Origin of the sequence: Butyricicoccus sp. AF35-5AC (assembly GCF_003477715.1) — a bacterium.
Taxonomy (GTDB): Bacteria; Bacillota; Clostridia; order Oscillospirales; family Butyricicoccaceae; genus Agathobaculum; species Agathobaculum butyriciproducens.
In genome coordinates, this window is the sequence record NZ_QUDX01000001.1 from 631,778 (window position 1) to 647,695 (window position 15,918).

20 protein-coding genes are annotated in these 15,918 nt (G+C 55.1%); 15 read left to right on the plus strand and 5 right to left on the minus strand.

All coding sequences use genetic code 11. The features are described from left to right. Positions 1-13 precede the first annotated feature (13 nt). Together DWZ82_RS02975 and DWZ82_RS02980 are read right to left on the minus strand one after the other, a co-directional pair. On the minus strand, positions 14-1,309 hold the full coding sequence (locus DWZ82_RS02975; RefSeq protein WP_118478624.1) for a M23 family metallopeptidase: 1,296 nt from the start codon (positions 1,307-1,309) through the stop codon (positions 14-16). 129 nt (positions 1,310-1,438) lie between these two features. Beyond that, positions 1,439-2,341, minus strand: coding sequence for a hypothetical protein (locus DWZ82_RS02980; protein ID WP_118478626.1), 903 nt, complete (start codon positions 2,339-2,341; stop codon positions 1,439-1,441). A gap of 139 nt (positions 2,342-2,480) precedes the next feature. On the opposite strand from DWZ82_RS02980, the gene ychF reads away from it, so the two are divergent. The 4 genes from ychF to DWZ82_RS03000 all read left to right on the plus strand — a co-directional run bounded on the left by ychF (position 2,481) and on the right by DWZ82_RS03000 (position 5,511). Continuing rightward, on the plus strand, positions 2,481-3,584 hold the full coding sequence (gene ychF, locus DWZ82_RS02985) for a redox-regulated ATPase YchF (protein WP_116704817.1): 1,104 nt from the start codon (positions 2,481-2,483) through the stop codon (positions 3,582-3,584). Between the two features lie 349 nt (positions 3,585-3,933). After that, complete coding sequence (locus tag DWZ82_RS02990) at positions 3,934-4,707, plus strand: IclR family transcriptional regulator (RefSeq protein ID WP_118478628.1); 774 nt, start codon at positions 3,934-3,936, stop codon at positions 4,705-4,707. A 12-nt stretch (positions 4,708-4,719) separates the two neighbouring features. Continuing rightward, positions 4,720-5,268 (plus strand): tRNA (mnm(5)s(2)U34)-methyltransferase, encoded by a 549-nt coding sequence (locus DWZ82_RS02995; protein WP_118478630.1) that lies wholly within the window; start codon positions 4,720-4,722, stop codon positions 5,266-5,268. A 6-nt stretch (positions 5,269-5,274) separates the two neighbouring features. Further along, a complete protein-coding gene (locus tag DWZ82_RS03000) occupies positions 5,275-5,511 on the plus strand; it encodes a hypothetical protein (RefSeq protein ID WP_118285072.1) in 237 nt (78 codons plus the stop codon). A 61-nt stretch (positions 5,512-5,572) separates the two neighbouring features. Here the strand turns inward: DWZ82_RS03000 and DWZ82_RS03005 are convergent, their stop codons facing one another. The 3 genes from DWZ82_RS03005 to DWZ82_RS03015 form a co-directional block, all read right to left on the minus strand. Then, the gene (locus DWZ82_RS03005; protein WP_199667359.1) at positions 5,573-7,198 is read right to left on the minus strand and encodes a class I adenylate-forming enzyme family protein; all 1,626 of its coding nucleotides are present in this window, start codon (positions 7,196-7,198) and stop codon (positions 5,573-5,575) included. A gap of 247 nt (positions 7,199-7,445) precedes the next feature. Beyond that, positions 7,446-8,681, minus strand: a complete 1,236-nt coding sequence (gene fabF / locus DWZ82_RS03010) for a beta-ketoacyl-ACP synthase II (RefSeq protein WP_118478632.1) — start codon at positions 8,679-8,681, stop codon at positions 7,446-7,448. A gap of 221 nt (positions 8,682-8,902) precedes the next feature. Continuing rightward, positions 8,903-9,163 carry a manganese catalase family protein gene (locus DWZ82_RS03015; protein WP_367399550.1) on the minus strand — a complete coding sequence of 87 codons (261 nt, stop codon included), beginning with the start codon at positions 9,161-9,163 and terminating at the stop codon, positions 8,903-8,905. Between the two features lie 259 nt (positions 9,164-9,422). Between DWZ82_RS03015 and DWZ82_RS15060 the strand changes: the two genes are divergently transcribed. The 11 genes from DWZ82_RS15060 (at position 9,423) to DWZ82_RS03065 (ending at position 15,893) form a co-directional block, all read left to right on the plus strand. Then, complete coding sequence (locus DWZ82_RS15060) at positions 9,423-9,578, plus strand: hypothetical protein (RefSeq protein ID WP_158575063.1); 156 nt, start codon at positions 9,423-9,425, stop codon at positions 9,576-9,578. Continuing rightward, positions 9,565-10,626 (plus strand): DNA cytosine methyltransferase, encoded by a 1,062-nt coding sequence (locus DWZ82_RS03020; RefSeq protein ID WP_118478634.1) that lies wholly within the window; start codon positions 9,565-9,567, stop codon positions 10,624-10,626. Before DWZ82_RS15060 ends, DWZ82_RS03020 begins: the two co-directional genes overlap by 14 nt. 17 nt (positions 10,627-10,643) lie before the next feature. Next, a complete protein-coding gene (locus DWZ82_RS03025; RefSeq protein WP_116704820.1) occupies positions 10,644-10,967 on the plus strand; it encodes a YdcP family protein in 324 nt (107 codons plus the stop codon). A 22-nt stretch (positions 10,968-10,989) separates the two neighbouring features. Continuing rightward, positions 10,990-11,370 (plus strand): YdcP family protein, encoded by a 381-nt coding sequence (locus DWZ82_RS03030; protein WP_118478636.1) that lies wholly within the window; start codon positions 10,990-10,992, stop codon positions 11,368-11,370. Beyond that, positions 11,370-12,680, plus strand: coding sequence for an FtsK/SpoIIIE domain-containing protein (locus DWZ82_RS03035; protein WP_118478638.1), 1,311 nt, complete (start codon positions 11,370-11,372; stop codon positions 12,678-12,680). The genes DWZ82_RS03030 and DWZ82_RS03035 overlap by 1 nt, the downstream gene beginning before the upstream one ends. 80 nt (positions 12,681-12,760) lie before the next feature. Next, a complete protein-coding gene (locus DWZ82_RS03040; protein WP_110437267.1) occupies positions 12,761-13,063 on the plus strand; it encodes a type II toxin-antitoxin system RelB/DinJ family antitoxin in 303 nt (100 codons plus the stop codon). Beyond that, positions 13,060-13,365, plus strand: a complete 306-nt coding sequence (locus DWZ82_RS03045; RefSeq protein ID WP_110437266.1) for a type II toxin-antitoxin system RelE/ParE family toxin — start codon at positions 13,060-13,062, stop codon at positions 13,363-13,365. The genes DWZ82_RS03040 and DWZ82_RS03045 overlap by 4 nt, the downstream gene beginning before the upstream one ends. A gap of 283 nt (positions 13,366-13,648) precedes the next feature. Next, positions 13,649-14,806 carry a replication initiation factor domain-containing protein gene (locus tag DWZ82_RS03050; protein ID WP_243022866.1) on the plus strand — a complete coding sequence of 386 codons (1,158 nt, stop codon included), beginning with the start codon at positions 13,649-13,651 and terminating at the stop codon, positions 14,804-14,806. Beyond that, positions 14,803-15,024 (plus strand): hypothetical protein, encoded by a 222-nt coding sequence (locus tag DWZ82_RS03055; protein WP_117491625.1) that lies wholly within the window; start codon positions 14,803-14,805, stop codon positions 15,022-15,024. Before DWZ82_RS03050 ends, DWZ82_RS03055 begins: the two co-directional genes overlap by 4 nt. A gap of 42 nt (positions 15,025-15,066) precedes the next feature. Continuing rightward, entirely contained in the window at positions 15,067-15,558 is a 492-nt protein-coding gene (locus DWZ82_RS03060; protein ID WP_442861214.1) for an antirestriction protein ArdA, read from the plus strand. A 5-nt stretch (positions 15,559-15,563) separates the two neighbouring features. Beyond that, the gene (locus DWZ82_RS03065; RefSeq protein ID WP_158575064.1) at positions 15,564-15,893 is read left to right on the plus strand and encodes an antirestriction protein ArdA; all 330 of its coding nucleotides are present in this window, start codon (positions 15,564-15,566) and stop codon (positions 15,891-15,893) included. The last annotated feature ends 25 nt before the right edge of the window (positions 15,894-15,918 follow it).

Genomic DNA, 15,918 nt, shown 5'->3' on the forward strand with positions numbered 1-15,918 from the left:
AATGATTGTAAAATTATGACAGATTAACGTATTGCGTCGGATCTACCTTTTCATCATTCACCTGCACCTCAAAATGCAGATGCGGGCCGGTGGAATTGCCGGTATTGCCGGAAAGCGCGATTTTATCGCCCTTGCTGACCACATCGCCGACCGACACGAGCAGCTGTGAATTATGCCCGTACAGCGTCTTGAAGCCGTTCCGGTGGTCGAGGATGATATAGCTGCCGTAGCCGTTGCCGGAGTCCTCTGCAACGATGACCTTGCCGTTATCCGCGGCATAGACCGGCGTGCCTTCGTCCACGGCGAGGTCCACGCCGCCGTGCAGGCGGCCCCAGCGGTACTTGAACGCCGAGGTGAACGTGTAGCTGGTCAGCGGCACGGCAAATTCTCCGGTACCGATGCCGACATTGCGCGTGCCGACCTCGACAATTTCGTCGGTGGCCTGCCGGAGCACGGTGCGAGCAAGGATGGTGCGCGTGCGCTCCTCGCCGTCCACGGTTTCAATCTCGGCGGTGACCTGCGCTGTACCCGCACAGCCCTGCTGGACGGTCTCGCAATAGGTCTGGTCCTGATTTTCGTTCTCCTGCGTCACGGTGTCGAACGGAATCTGCTCGGTGTAGGTGACGGCGCGGGTCGCGGTCACGTCAAGGCATTGCGACAGGGTATCATACAGCGCGGAATCGGTCTCTGCAAGCGCGGCTGGCGCAACGGCCTTGTCCACGCGGACGGTCTGCAGGAAGTGTACGTTTTCGTCTGCCGCTGTCGTGTACGCGGCCTTGATCCGGTCGAGCGCGGCCTGCGCGCCGTCCGTATCGGCGGCAATGGCGGTCTGTTTGCCGTCTACTGAAATAATGGCAAGCGTGTCCAACTCGCCGCTGGCAGTAATGAGATTGCGCTCGAGTTCCTCCTGCGTCAGCAGCGGAGCAGCTGTCCGCACCGGTTTGGCCTGCAGGCGCAGCGGCAGGTAATAGTCCGTGCCGGAAACGGCAGATGCACTGGATTCAACCGCGTTTACTGCGTTCAGCAGCGTTGCGCTGTCCTCGATGACACCGAGCGGCTGACCGTCCGCAAGCAGCAGCGTACCCGGCCGGGTCAGCAGCAGAGCGGGCAGCAGGAACAGCAGTCCGAAAACGCTCAGCGCACAGACCGAACGGCGGCGGCCTGCCTGCCGCAGAACGCCGGCGAACCGGCTCCAGACCGGCAGGTCGTATACGCGGCAGATCGTGCGGTCGAGCAGCAGGATGAGCCGCAGAAGCAGGTAGAGCAGGCGTGAAATCACGCCCAAAACAAAAGATAACAGGTTTCGCATGATGGTAGTATGGCGGAATGATGTGCGCCATATTCACTCCTTTCAATGGTTACAGTTTGGTAACAGCACCAAGAATACCCATTTCAGGGAGCGAAGTCATACGAAACCTGTCGCTAAGTTATCAAATTTTTATTTTTTGATGGGTGTGCCCGTAAAATCCGTGGGGAAAAAGCGCGGATCGAGCGGCTTCTGCTGATAATAGCGGTCGAGAGCGGCACGCTGCAGCGAGACCGCCAGCGGCACGGCGGCATCAAACAGATCGTAGAACGAATCCGTTCGCTCGCCAGTGCGGGATGTCCACGGACGGTGCTCCTGATTGGTGCAGTCCGCCGAGAGCGGCTCTGTCGGACGGATGAGCGAGGACGCAAAACCGGATTTGCCGATCAGGTGCTCGAACCGCTGCAGACGGCTGAGTGCAGAGGCACCCTGATGCGCGAGATGGTGCATGCGGCGCATATCGTTCATCGAGTGGTAGACGGCGGCAGGGGTGATGTGCACGCCATACGTCTCCCGCAGGGCCTGCGCCAGAATTTTCGCCGCGAGAGGGGACTCGGGCGCATCCGGCTCCAGTTGACGGTACGCTTCGTACTCGGCGGGCGTGTCCGAGACAAAATCCGCGATCATCACACCGTCGATGTCGCTCTCGACTAAATGGCGGCGTGCCTCGGCAGAGTAGCCCGGCATGAACTGCGACAGCCTGTCCGCCTGTGCGGAAACAAACGAATAGGTTACGCGGCTGAGTGCATAGTGCGTGCAGAATCCGAATACATATGCGAGCGCAGCCGTGTTGTGCGACGCGACGGCGGCTTTGCACAGTGACTCGAACAGCGGCGCGGGCGGTTCGGTGCAGATGCGGTTCGCCAGTCTGCGCAGGGCGGACGGGAACGGCGCGTGATAGAGCGCCAGCGGGTCCGCTCCCTGCGAGCCCCATCGGTAGGCCGCCGGATAGGAGGACGCGATATGGGCAACCGAATCACTGGTTACGCGCTGTACGGTAGCCGCAAAAATATGGTAAGTGACATAAGAAGGCATGGCTTTTCACCTCTTGCAGACAAATTGGTATCTTTAGTATAGCGCAAAACATTGCAAAATTCCAGCGAAAGCGGTATACTATTTTTATGCAGAAAACGGGGAGCAGAAAATCCCCTTATAAAGTTGGAGGAATTACATTATGAAACTCGGCATCGTCGGACTGCCAAACGTCGGCAAGTCTACCTTGTTCAACGCAATTACGCAGGCGGGCGCGGAAAGCGCAAACTATCCGTTCTGCACCATCGACCCGAACGTCGGCATGGTTGCTGTACCGGATGAGCGTCTGCAGCCGCTGACCGATCTCTATCACGCAAAGAAGACCACGCCTGCGGTGGTCGAGTTCGTGGACATCGCCGGTCTGGTGCGCGGCGCAAGCAAGGGTGAGGGTCTGGGCAACAAGTTCCTGTCCCACATCCGCGAGGTTGACGCCATCGTTCACGTTGTCCGCTGCTTCGACAACGAGAACATCGTGCACGTTGAAGGCTCGGTCGATCCGGCCCGTGACATCGAGACCATCAACCTCGAGCTGATCCTTGCGGACATCGAGCACCTCGAGCGCCGTCTCGAGCGTACCCGCAAGGCTGCGAAGGCAGACAAGAAGCTGCTCCGCGATGTGGAAATCCTCGAGAACCTGAAGGCGCATCTGGAGGAGGGCAAGACCGCCCGCACCTTCGAGGGCTTTGGCGAGGACGAGGACATTGACCGCGTGATCGGCGAGAGCGACCTGCTGTCCGCGAAGAAGGTCATCTACGCGGCAAACATGGATGAGGAAGGCTTTACCGGCAACGACACCGAGAACGAGCGCCTCAAGGCGGTACAGGCCATCGCAGACGCAGAAGGCGCGATGGTTCTGCCGATCTGCGCAAAGCTGGAGGAGGATATCGCCGGCATGGACGCAGAGGAGAAGGAGATGTTCCTGTCCGAACTCGGCCTGCACGAGTCCGGTCTGGACCGTCTGATCAAGGTCTGCTACGACCTGCTCGGCCTGATGAGCTACCTTACCGCCGGCGAGCAGGAGGTCCGCGCGTGGACCATCGAGAAGGGCACCAAGGCGCCGCAGGCTGCCGGCAAGATTCACACCGACTTCGAGCGCGGCTTCATTCGTGCTGAGGTTATCAACTATAAGGACCTCATCGAGCTTGGTTCGCTGGCTGCTGCCCGCGAAAAGGGTTTAGTTCGCTCCGAGGGCAAGGAGTATGTGATGCAGGACGGCGATGTTGTTCTGTTCCGTTTCAATGTTTAATTGCTGAATTTTATGCAGACCACAGTCGTTTTGACTGTGGTTTTGCTTTGTAAAAGGAGAAATTTCGATTCCTGCAAGATGGTGTTTATCAGCAGATTTATTCGCAGGTGACAGGCGGTATAACGTGTTAAAAAGCTGCGCGGCACTGTTATCCCACAGGGAACGCTCTCTTGCCCTTCGGGCAATTCGCCTTGTGTTGCGCCCGCGCGGTGTCAGCGCAAATTCCGTCCGCTTCGCAAGTGACCAATCCCAATTTGGCGACCACACCAAAATAATCCCTTGTTTTTTGTGCAGCTTTGCTGTATAATGGAGATGTGTTTTATAATACGGAACGAAGGGAAGCGTTTTCATGGCGGAGCAATCGACCGTTCAATCGCTCGACCGCGCATTCGATTTGCTGGAAACTCTGTGCCGCAGCCGCAACGGCATGAGCATCGGCGGCCTGTCTGCGGAAACCGGCCTGCACAAAAGCACGGTTCACCGTCTGCTGACCAGCATGTGTGCGCGCGGCTATGTGCAGCGCGACGCGGAAACCAGCGTCTACCGCGCCGGTATGCGCCTGTGCGAGATGAGCAGCTATATTGTGGATAATCTGGATATTGTTGAGAGAGCACGCGCGTCGCTTGAACGGCTTGAGCAGTGCACGGATGAGACCGTTCACCTTGTCATGCGCGACGACAAGGACATTGTGTACATCCATAAAGTGGATAACGGCTCGTCTGCCATCCGCATGTTCTCGCGCATCGGCATGCGCCTGCCGCTTTACTGTACGGGCGTTGGAAAGGCAATTCTTGCCACATGGGACACCGCAGAGGTGCGCGACGTGTGGCAGCACAGCGATGTGCACGCGTGGACCGAGCACACCATCGTCGATGAGGACGCATTCTTCCGTGAGATCGACAAGGTGCGTCAGCTTGGTTATGCGCTCGACAATGAGGAGAACGAGCTTGGCGTGCGCTGCATTGCAGCCGCCATTCCGGACTACCGCGGACGCGCGTCCTACGCGATTTCGCTGTCCGCGCCGGTCAGCCGCATGACCGACCAGCGCGTGGCAGAACTGCGTGCGCCGCTCATGGCTGCGCGGGATGAAATCGCGCGCGCGCTCGGCGGCGGCCGCTTTTGAGGAGGGCAGAGCATGAACACACTTTCGGTTGTGCATGATGTGCTCCGGCGGCAGGTTCGGGAAGGCGATTTTTGTATTGATGCGACTGCGGGCAAGGGCAGAGACACAGCGCTGCTGTGCCGTCTGACAGGCGAAATCGGCCGTGTGCTTGCCTTTGATGTGCAGGAGGATGCCGTTCGGCAGACCCGCGAGCTGCTGGCGAAAGAGCACCTCAGCGCCGAGGTTTACCTCGACAGCCACGCTAACATGACACACTACGCCGAACCGGAGACCGTGGATTGCATCGTGTTCAATTTCGGCCGTCTGCCCGGCGGAGACCCGACAAAATTCACCACCGCAGAGACTTCACTACCTGCTGTTGATGCGGGACTGAAGCTGCTCAAAAAAGGCGGATTGATGGCGCTTGCGCTCTATTACGGCAAGGAAAACGGCTATGAGGAGCGCGATGCGCTTCTGGCTCACTTGAGGGAACTGGATGACCGAACCTATACCGTGCTCGGCTGTGAGTGGATGAACCGCAAAAATGATCCGCCGCTGCCGATTTTCATCTGGAAGGAGTAACGAATTATGCCTTGGTGCCCGAAATGCGGCGCGGAATACGTCGAGAATGTTCGTAAATGCAAGGATTGCGGCGTGGGGCTGCTCGACCATAAGCCGACACCGGACGAAATGCTGCCGCCCGACCCGAAGCCGACCGGCTGGCGGCGGTTTGTCACAAGAGAACGATTCCTGCGCGTGCTGAAAACGCTGATCGCCATTTTGCTGGCGCTGGCGGCTGCACTGTCGCTGCAAGGATTACTGTAAACGTGTTGTAGATGTAAAAAGGAGAATGGAACGAATCCATTCTCCTTTTGTGCTGTCTGGGTTATTTTTGCTTGCGCAGGGCGCGGTGCATGATTTTGCCGGTCGCGGTGTGCGGCAGGGAATCAACGATGTTGTAGATGCGCGGCCACTTGTACGAGGACAGCATGGGGCTGTTCGTGCAGTACTCCTTCAGCTCCTCAACGGTGAGGGAGGGATCGCTCGGCACAACATATGCCGCAACAACTTCGCCGCGCAGCTTGTCCGGCGCACCGATAACGGCGCTCTCTGCAACCTTGGGATGGTCGTTCAGTACGGCTTCGATCTGCGGCGGATAGATGTTCTCGCCTGCGGAAACGATCATATCGTCCTTGCGGCCGCGCACGGTGACGAACTCGTTCTCGTCCCATGTGCCGACGTCGCCGGTGTACAGAAAGCCCTTGTAGAACTTCTGCTCGGTCATTTCCGGGTTATTATAGTAACAAAATGCGCTCTTTGCCGGAGAGGAGATGATGATCTCGCCCTCGGCCACGTTGTCGTGCGGGACCATGTCGTCCGGCTCGGAATGGGAGCCGTCCTCGCGCAGCTTTACGATGCGAACCTCGTCGTCCGTACACGAGCGACCGGCCGAGCCTGCGTTATCCGGCAGGTCGAACGGGCGCAGAAATGTGTTCCAGAAGGATTCCGTTGTGCCGTATCCGTTGAAAATGTTCGGCGTGAGCAGCTTCATATACTTCTCACATGCGCTCTTTTCAAACGGCGCGCCCATGGTGACAATGCCGCGCAGCGCGGACAGGTCGTGCGGGGTGCGCTCCTGCGTGCGGGCGAGCATGGCGATGATGGTCGGTACACCGATCAGGAACGAGATGTTGTACTTCGAGGCATATTCCAGGCAGCGCTTCGGTGCAAAATCACGCAGAATGACAACTTCGCCACCCGCATAGAGGGTCGGGCACGGGCCGCCGGAGTGGATGCCGCCGCGGTGGAACCACGGGGTCATGTTCATCGTGCGGTCGGTCGGACCGAGAGGGAAGTGCATCATAACGTCATGCGCGGAAAGCACCTCGTTGATATTGTTGATCGGCACGCCCTTCGGACGGTTGGTTGTGCCGGAGGTGTACAGACGGGTGGTCTCGTCGTAGATGTGCGGGTCGAAGTCGATCGGCGGGTCGTTCTCCGGCTGATCGGAAACGTAATCTGCGTAGCGCACCTGACCGGCAGGTACGGCATCGTCCGCGCCGACAACGATCTTGATGGCAGGCTTGCTCTCGCACAGGTCGAGCGCACCGCCGGACAGCTCGCCGAACTCGGCGTCGTAGATGAAAGCCTTGGGCGTGCTGTCATCAATGACGAGTGCAATCTCGCCTGCGCCCTGCCGGTAGTTGACCGGACACGCGACCGCACCAATCTTGTGCGCCGCCAGATAACAGAAAACAAACTCCGGCGAGTTGAGCAGGGTGAACATGACAACGTCGTTCTTGCCGACGCCGTCCGCGCGCAGCGCATGCGCCAGACGGTTGGCTTCGACGTTCAGTTCGCGGTAGGTCCAGCGGCGGCCGGAACGCGGGTCAAAGAGTGCCGGTCGGCTGCCGAAACGCGAAACATTGCGAAGAAAACCGTTCAGATAGGTGAAACGGGTTTCAAATGTGTCGCGGAACATGGAAATATCATAGGTGTATTCGTGACTCAAGGGATCACCTCGTAATAATTTGTATGGGGAATTAGCAATTCGTAATTACCTCAGGAAATGGGTTGTATGTAGAGTTAAAAACTACTTAACGAATATTATAATACCACACAATCATGGAATTGCAAGAAGAAAAATCTTACAGGGACACAGGCTGCATGCCGATGTCCCTGTTATTTTTATTTGCAATAGGATAAAGATTCGCAATTTTAAGGATACATAATCACTAACTGCGTATTCTTGATAGGAATTATTTCTCGTATTTGGCAACAATCAGGCTGGAATTCTGTCCGCCGAAGCCGAGCGAATTGCTCATTGCGGCGTTGATTTCCGCCTTGCGCGCGGTATTCGGCACATAATCCAGATCGCATTCCGGATCGGGCTTTGCCAGGTGCAGGGTGGGCGGCAGAACGCCTTCCTCGATGGCCTTGATGCAGGCGATGGCTTCGGTCAGGCCGCCGGCACCCATGAGGTGGCCGGTCGCGGACTTGGTGGAGCTCATCGGCGGTGCGCTTTCGCGGCCGCCGAACACGGTCTTGACCGCCAGCGTTTCGGCCTTGTCGCCGAGCGGCGTGGACGTGCCGTGCGCGTTGATATAGCCAATGTCGGACGGCTGCATGCCGGCCCTCTTGAGCGCCAGCTTCATGCAGCGGGAAGCGCCTTCGCCGTCCGGGCAGGGCGCGGTAACGTGGTGTGCATCCGAGGTGTTCGCGTAACCGGCGAGTACGGCGTGGATTTTTGCGCCGCGGGCGAGTGCATGCTCCTCGGTCTCGATCAGGAGAGCGCCGCCGCCCTCACCGATAACGAAGCCGTCGCGGTCAAGGTCGAACGGGCGGCACGCCTGCTCGGGGTCGTCGTTTCGGCGGGAAAGCGCCTTGGCCTGCGACAGACCGGAAACGACGATCGGGCACAGAATGCTCTCGCCGCCGACTGCCAGAACCGCGTCTGCCTCGCCGGAGCGGAGCAGCATCGCTGCGGTCATGATGGCGTCGCCGCCTGCCGAGCATGCCGTGTTGAGCGTCAGACTCGGGCCGTGAATGCCGTGTGCAATCGAGATCTGGGCAGCAGCGATGTTGCCGATGGTCATCGGCACAAAGCGAGGGCCGACGCGCTTGCCTGCGTCGAACGCAGCCTGCGTCTGTGCAACGGTGGTAACGCCGTCCATTGCAGTGCCCATGACGATGCCGATACGGTCGCTTTCGCTCTCGATGGACAGCTCACTGTCCTTGAGAGCCTCCTCGGCCGCAACAAAGGCAAACTGCATGAACGGGTCCATCGTGCGGGCCAGCGTTTTCGGCATGTAGGCAGCGGGATCGAAGTCCTTCAGCTCTGCCGCGATCTGCACGGGCAGCTCGGATGCATCAAAGCGGGTAATTTTTCCTACACCGCATTGTCCCTCCACCAGTGCGGACCAGTATGCGTCCACACCAATACCGATCGGCGTAACAGCGCCCATACCGGTGATGACCAATTTCTGTTCTTTCATGCTTGTTCCCCTACTTACTGAAATTTATGCGAAGGCCTGTCCGATAGTGATCAGGCAAATATATAATATGCGCTACTCAATAACATTATAGCAGAAATGCACGGAAAAGAAAAGTCACTTTACACAGTAAAGTGTTCAAATTTGTTTTGCACAATACCCCAGATTGATACAGTATTTGCACAAAAAAGGAGACGGTCAGGGACCATCTCCTTGCAAATGCGTTATTTCTCTTTGGGCCGGATGTCGATGGACGGATTGTAGGCGTAGTAATTCTTGGCATCCAGATTATCCTGCACAACGCGCAGCGCATCTCCAAACCGCTGGAAATGCACGACTTCCCGTTCCCGCAGGAATTTGAGCGGCTCACGAACATCCGGGTCGTCGATCAGGCGGAGAAGGTTGTCGTAAGTTGTTCTGGCTTTTTGCTCTGGTACGATGGGATAAGAACAACTTTTGAGGGGAATTTGTACAAGCCTTTTCATGCTGCGGTGTGACAAGAACAACAAAATTACCGTAAAATGACAAAAATAAAGCAGGACAAGCTGTTTCCTAAAATACAAACCATATTACGCCAAAAACTGGTAAAGCGAAAGCCGTTCTCAAAGAAGGACGGCTTTTTCATTACCCGAAAAAGGAGAAGATCATGCTTACTCAATATAAAATCTATTGTTTGTTTGCCAGACCGCCGCCGTTCAGCGTACAGATAGTATGACAATTCATGTAATAGCAGGAGGGATACTCATGTACTACAACACCTGTCCGCACTGCGGCGCACACTTGGACCCGGACGAGCATTGTGACTGCCTTGCCCGTGTGCGCGGCAAGAAAATCCGTACCGGCAACTGCCGTATCCGCGGCACGATGGGCCGCACGAGGTACGCGCGTGACCGTACTTAAACTCGGCAGTCTGTTTGTTGGAATCGGCGTGTTTCCGCTGGCGGCGATGCACTGCGGCATGGAACCTGTGTGGGCGAGCGAGATCGAAGCACGCCCGATCTCCATTACCAGACGACATTTCCCGGATATGCTGCACTTGGGCGACATTACGAAGATCAGCGGTGCAGAGATACCGCCGGTCGATGTGATCACATTCGGTTCGCCCTGTCAGGACTTGTCGCAGATTGGCACGAGAAATGGTTTCGCAGGCAAAAAATCCAGCCTGTTCTATCAGGCCATGCGAATTATCGAGGAGATGAGATATGCAACCAATGGTCGGTATCCAGCTTTCTGTATTTGGGAAAACGTTGCGGGAGCGTTTTCTTCAAATGACAGGCTGGATTTTGCAGCCATGCTCAGTGCGTTCACAGGTGCCGAGGTTTCAGTGCCTCCTCGTGGATGGGCACACGCCGGAATGGTGCGAGGGGGATGCGCTGATACCGCTTGGCGACTGCTGGACGCCCAGTATTGGGGAGAACCCGCCCTCGCACAGCGGCGCAAGCGCGTGTTCGTCGTGGCGGATTTTGCAGGCCAGCGTGCCGGAGAAGTATTATTTAAGCCCCGGACTGTGCTCCCGTTTTCTACGATTAGCGGTCCGGGCGGGTTGTCCGCCACCCAAAGAGGTGGAGTACCTGCTGCTCAAACAGGGCGGCAGGTACCCATTGTCAGACCGTTTTCCCTCCGGCGGATGCGAACTATGGCACAGGTCGGAGATCAGAAAGGGTTCTGCGCCAGCTTTGGACGAGGAGGAGAACCGTTCCCAACTCTGCTTGCGAGTGTAACGGCGCCGTTTTCGTTTTGGTACGAGGGTGAGGAACAAGACGGATTCCTGCGTGTGCTGACACCGCTGGAATGTGAGCGGTTGATGGGTCTGCCTGAAAACTGGACAAAATACGGCTGCAAGAATGAAGAAATCAGCGATCATGCCCGTTATCGCGCACTTGGTAACTCGATTGCCCTGCCGTGTGCAGAATATGTGATGGCGGGTATCGCGGAAGTAATGAATTAAAATTTGGAGGTAATTTTATGGAATTGAAATTTGTTATCCCGAACATGGCAAAATCGCTCGGCAATCTGGAATTTGGCGGTCCGGCCGAGGTGAAGCGCGGCGACACCCGCCGCAACGGCACCCAGACCAAGGTGCTGTACCGCCGCTACAAGCTGTTCAGCGATGTGCAGCGTGCGGATGATATTGAGGTCGTGATCGACGGTGCGGCAGGCCAGAAGCAGTTCGCATACATGGAGCCGGTCAAGCTCAAGAATCCGTCGGTGACGGCTGAGGGCTACGTTATCAACGGCCGCGCGTTCGTGGACTACATTCTGCACGCGGAAGATATGGAAAAGGCGTAAACGAGAAAGGACGGTACGATTTATGCGATTCAGCAATGGTTTTTTCGGTGAAAATGAAGCAACGCTCGGCACGCTGCGTTTTTCGGCAATGCGCCGCGAGGTGTTCGAGGAGAACGCAGACGGCACGCCGTCCGAGGAGGTCAAGGAGCGCACCTACGATCTGAAAAGCGACAAGCAGGGCCGTATGATTCAGGTCAGTGTTCCGGCGAGCGTTCCGGTGCGCGATTTTGCGTACAACGCAGAAGTGAAGCTGGTCAATCCGATGTTCGGCGCTATCGCCCATGTGACGTTCGGCAACAGCGCAGAAGTAGACTGGTACATCAAGGCGGACGATCTGGTGCTCAAAACGCCCGCACAGAACAGCCAGCCGCACAAGGATGTTCCGGCGGATAAGAAACCGTAATGCACAGGCTGTGTAGAAATCGCGGCAGGCGGATTCGCCCGAGCGATAAAGATTTGGTGTTCCGAACGGTGTTTTTCCTGCTGTTCGCGGTGTTTGCCGTGGCATTTGTACTGCTGAATATCCGCACAGACTGGCGCAGTCCGTCCGTGGCTTACCTGCTGTTCAGCGCGGCGATGGGCGGGAAAGTGTGTACCGTGACGGCGTGGCTGCTGTACCGCCGGTTTCCGGACAAGCTGAATGAAATGCGCCATCGGCAAAAGCTGGCGTGCATGGTGCTGGAAAATCAGTGGTATGAGCAGAGCGACACCAAACAGTCCGAGGGATTTTTTAAGGACCTGCCTGCAAGTTCAAAACCGAAGATTGCCCGTTTTCCGCGAATGTATTACCGCATGGAAAACGGGCTTTTGCATATCACGGCAGAAATTACGCTCGGAAAGTTTCAAGAACCGCTGCTGCACTTGGAAAACAAGCTGGAAAGCGGCCTGTATTGTGAACTGGTCAGCAGAGAACTGTTGGACGGATTTGTGGAGTACACGCTGCTGTATGACATGATCTCTAACCGTATCCCCATCTCCGAGGTGTGCGTGGAGCACGGCAAAATGCGGCTTATGCAGAACACCTATTGGGAGTTTGACAGCCTGCCGCATATGCTGATTGCGGGCGGCACAGGCGGCGGCAAAACGTATTTTATCCTGACGCTGATTCGGGCATTGCTGAAAACCAGTGCGGTGTTGTACATTCTCGACCCGAAAAACGCGGATTTAGCGGATTTGTCTACTGTCCTGCCGAACGTGTGCAGCCGCAAAGAGGAGATCGTGCAGTGTATCACCGATTTCTGCACGGCTATGCACGAACGCAGTGCAGATATGAAACGCATGGAGGGTTACAAAACTGGCGAAAACTATGCGTATCTCGGACTTTCAACGCATTTTCTCGTATTTGACGAGTACGTTGCGTTTATGGAAATGCTAACCAGCAGGGAGCGCGAAGATGTGCTCAACAAGCTGCGGCAGATTGTCATGCTGGGACGGCAGGCGGGATTCTTCCTGATTCTCGCCTGTCAGCGCCCGGATGCTAAATATCTCGGTGACGGTATCCGCGACCAGTTTAATTTCCGTGTCGCGCTTGGCAGAATGTCCGAACTCGGATACAGCATGATGTTTGGCGAAACGAAAAAGGAGTTCTTTTTCAAGAATATCAAGGGCAGAGGTTATGCCGATACCGGAAAGGGGGTGATTACGGAGTTTTATACTCCGATCGTGCCGAAAGGGTACGACTTTTTGCAGGAGATTGGGAGGTGTGCAAAATAATTATGTAGCAACAATGTAGCTATATAATTGACGCATAGAATACGATGTGTTATACTAAATTTGAAAAGGAGGTCTGCAAGATGGATAATGTTATTTCTTCTGCAAAAACAGATATGTTCCGTATTCGCATGAATCCTGAAATTCGTGAAGAATTGGAGCAGATTTATGCAAAAACGGGGTTGACACTCACGGACGCAATCAATGTGTTTTTTCAGCAGTCATTAAATGCAGGCGGTTTCCCCTTTGCAGTGACAGGAGATAATGCGGAAATTGTTAAGGCAAAGGCTCTGGCACGGTTGGTGAAAGAACTGAAAAAGGGCGATGATTGCACCGAAAGCTATTCTGCCGAGCAGGCCCGGGCTATGTTGGGTATTGCTGAATGAGAATTAAATTTAAGAAAACTGCTGTTGAAGATATGCGGGCAACGGAACGATATATTAGGGAGCAGCTTAACAATCCGTCAGCAGCAGCAAAATTAACTCGTCGGGTGTATGACGCGATTATGCTGTTAGAGGATAATCCGTTTATGGGCACAGAATTGTGCAGTCGCTATGCGGTAGATACGGACATTCGGTTTTTAGTAGTAGCAAAGCAGATTGTGTTCTATCGTGTTGTGGGCAACGAATATGTAGAAGTTACCCGTGTACTTGATGGGCGTCAGGATTATATGGCGCTGCTTTTTTGAAATTAAATATGTACACGCAAAACGCGCAGAGGAAAGAACTCTGCGCGTTTTTCTATGCCCTCGCGCCGTCCGTGCGGCGGCGTGCAGCGCGAAAGCCGACGGCACGGAACGGTGCATTGGGCGCGGCGTTAGCCGCGCCCAAACGTCGGAACCCCCTGTATCTAACAGGGGGGTACAAATCGGACAAGATAGGCAAACTGCGCAAAACTTTGAACAAAATCAATCAGAAACGGAGGTAAAATTGCAAAATAAGACTTGGATAATGGAGTTTCGGGCAAAACGGATGCAAATTGGCATATCCGAACAGGATATGGCTCTTGAAGCCGGACTGACACCGGAATATTACCGCCGGTTGGAGCAGGAAAACCAATCCGTATCGCAAAAGGTACGCAAGCGGCTGAAAGACGCGCTCATTCGGCTGCATCCTGAGCCGCTGACACTGCTGTTCGACTATGTGCGTATCCGCTTTCCAACAATGGATGTGAAGCACATCATTGAAGATGTACTTCGGCTGAAAATGAAATATCTGGTGCAGGAGCCGCGTGGAATGTACGGCTACACGAGCACTTACCGGATTGGTGACGTGATGGTGCTGACCTCACCGTTGGAAGAAATGGGCGTGCTGCTCGAACTGCGCGGCAAAGGCTGTCGGCAGTTTGAAGCGTATCTGGACGGACAAAAGCGGACTTGGTACGAATTTTTCCGCAAGTGCATGAAAGAAAGGGCGGTGTTCAAACGGGTAGACCTCGCAGTAAATGATCTGGTGGGTATGCTGGATATTCCGCTTCTCATCAGCAAATGCCGCAAGGAGGAATGCGTTTCGGTGTTCCGCAGTTTTCGGGCGTTTCGCTCGGGCGGGCTGGTAAGTCGGCAGGAGCAGGACAGCGCCCACATGGGCGCAACGCTGTACATCGGCTCGATGCAGTCCGATTTGTACTTTTGCCTTTACGAGAAAGCGTATGAGCAACTGGTGAAAAACGGTACGCCGCTCGAACAGGCGGACATTCAGAACCGCTTTGAAATCCGGCTGAAAAATGAGCGGGCGGACAACGCCGTGTACGATCTCGTGTCAAACGAGAATCCGGAACAAACGGCGTTCGGTATTATCAACCGCTATGTGCGTTTTGTGGATAAGGAGAGCGGCACATCGCGTGAGGAATGGCCGCTGAACCCCGTGTGGGAAACCTTTATCGGCAAGCACCGGAATACGCTCAAACTGACGACTGCACCCGAACCATACACGCTGGAACGGACGCTGAACTGGTTTTCTCATCAGGTCGCGCCGACGGCGAAAATGCTCATGCTGATTGATGAAAAGTGTGGAACGTCCCATGTGAAAGATATTCTGGACAACACGGAACTGCGGGACAAGCACCGCAAAATCATTCAGCAGAAGATGAGAACGGTTAATGAAATGATTAAAACGGAGGAAAACTTATGAATTTTGGCGTAAATCTGTATAACTGGCTGCTGTCGAACGCCCAGCCGCTGGTGTTGGTGGCTATCGTGGTGATTGGCCTGTATCTCGGGTTCAAGCGCGAGTTTACCAAGCTGATTGGTTTTCTCGTGGTGGCCATGCTGTCGGTTGGTCTGGTGTTCAACGCGGCAGGCGTGAAGGATGTTCTGCTGAGTCTATTCAATCAGATTCTCGGTGCGTAAGGCTGGCTGAAAAGTCAGCCTTTTCTTATGGAATGAGGTGAAATTATGGAAGAAATGCGCGTTTATATTGCCAATCTCGGCAAATATAACGAGGGCGAACTCGTTGGCGCGTGGTTTGAACCGCCTATCGACATGGACGAAGTGAGAGAGCGTATCGGGCTGAACGACCAGTATGAGGAGTACGCCATCCACGATTTTGAACTGCCGTTTGCGATCGGGGAATATACGCCTATCGAGGAGATCAACCGCCTGTGCGAAATGGTGGAGGACCTGCCGGACTACATTCGGGATAACATGGGTTCGCTGCTCAGTTATTACAGCGGCGTGGAGGATTTCTGCGAACACGCGGACGATATTATCCTGTGGAGCGGCTGTGACACAACAGCCGATGTAGCGGAACAGATGTTAGATGATGGTTTGATTTCAGATGAAACGCTGCGTCGGTATTTTGACAGTGTGCAGTACGGGCGCGACCTCTCGATGGAGGGCGATTTTGTGGAAACCAAAGACGGCGTATTTGAACTGGTGAGGTGAAAATGATGTTAGAGATGCGAGTTTACATCGAAAAGCGGCATAAGAGCCGCGAAATTGAGCAGCCCGGTGTGTGGTTCACGCCGCCCATCTACTATGACGAGCTGGAAGAACGTATTGGCGTGACCGATCAGGAGCCGGATTATGTTATCCGTGACTATGAGCTGCCGTTCGAGATTGACGAAGATATGATGATCGAAGAACTGAACTGCCTGTGTCAGATGGTAGATGAATTGCCGGAAAGTGTGCAGAAAAATATTGAAACGCTGCTCATGGAGTACGGAAATGTACGCAATCTGTATGAACATTTCGTAACGAACCAGAATCCTGTTCTCTAAAAGGAGGGCCGCTGCGAGAATGGTG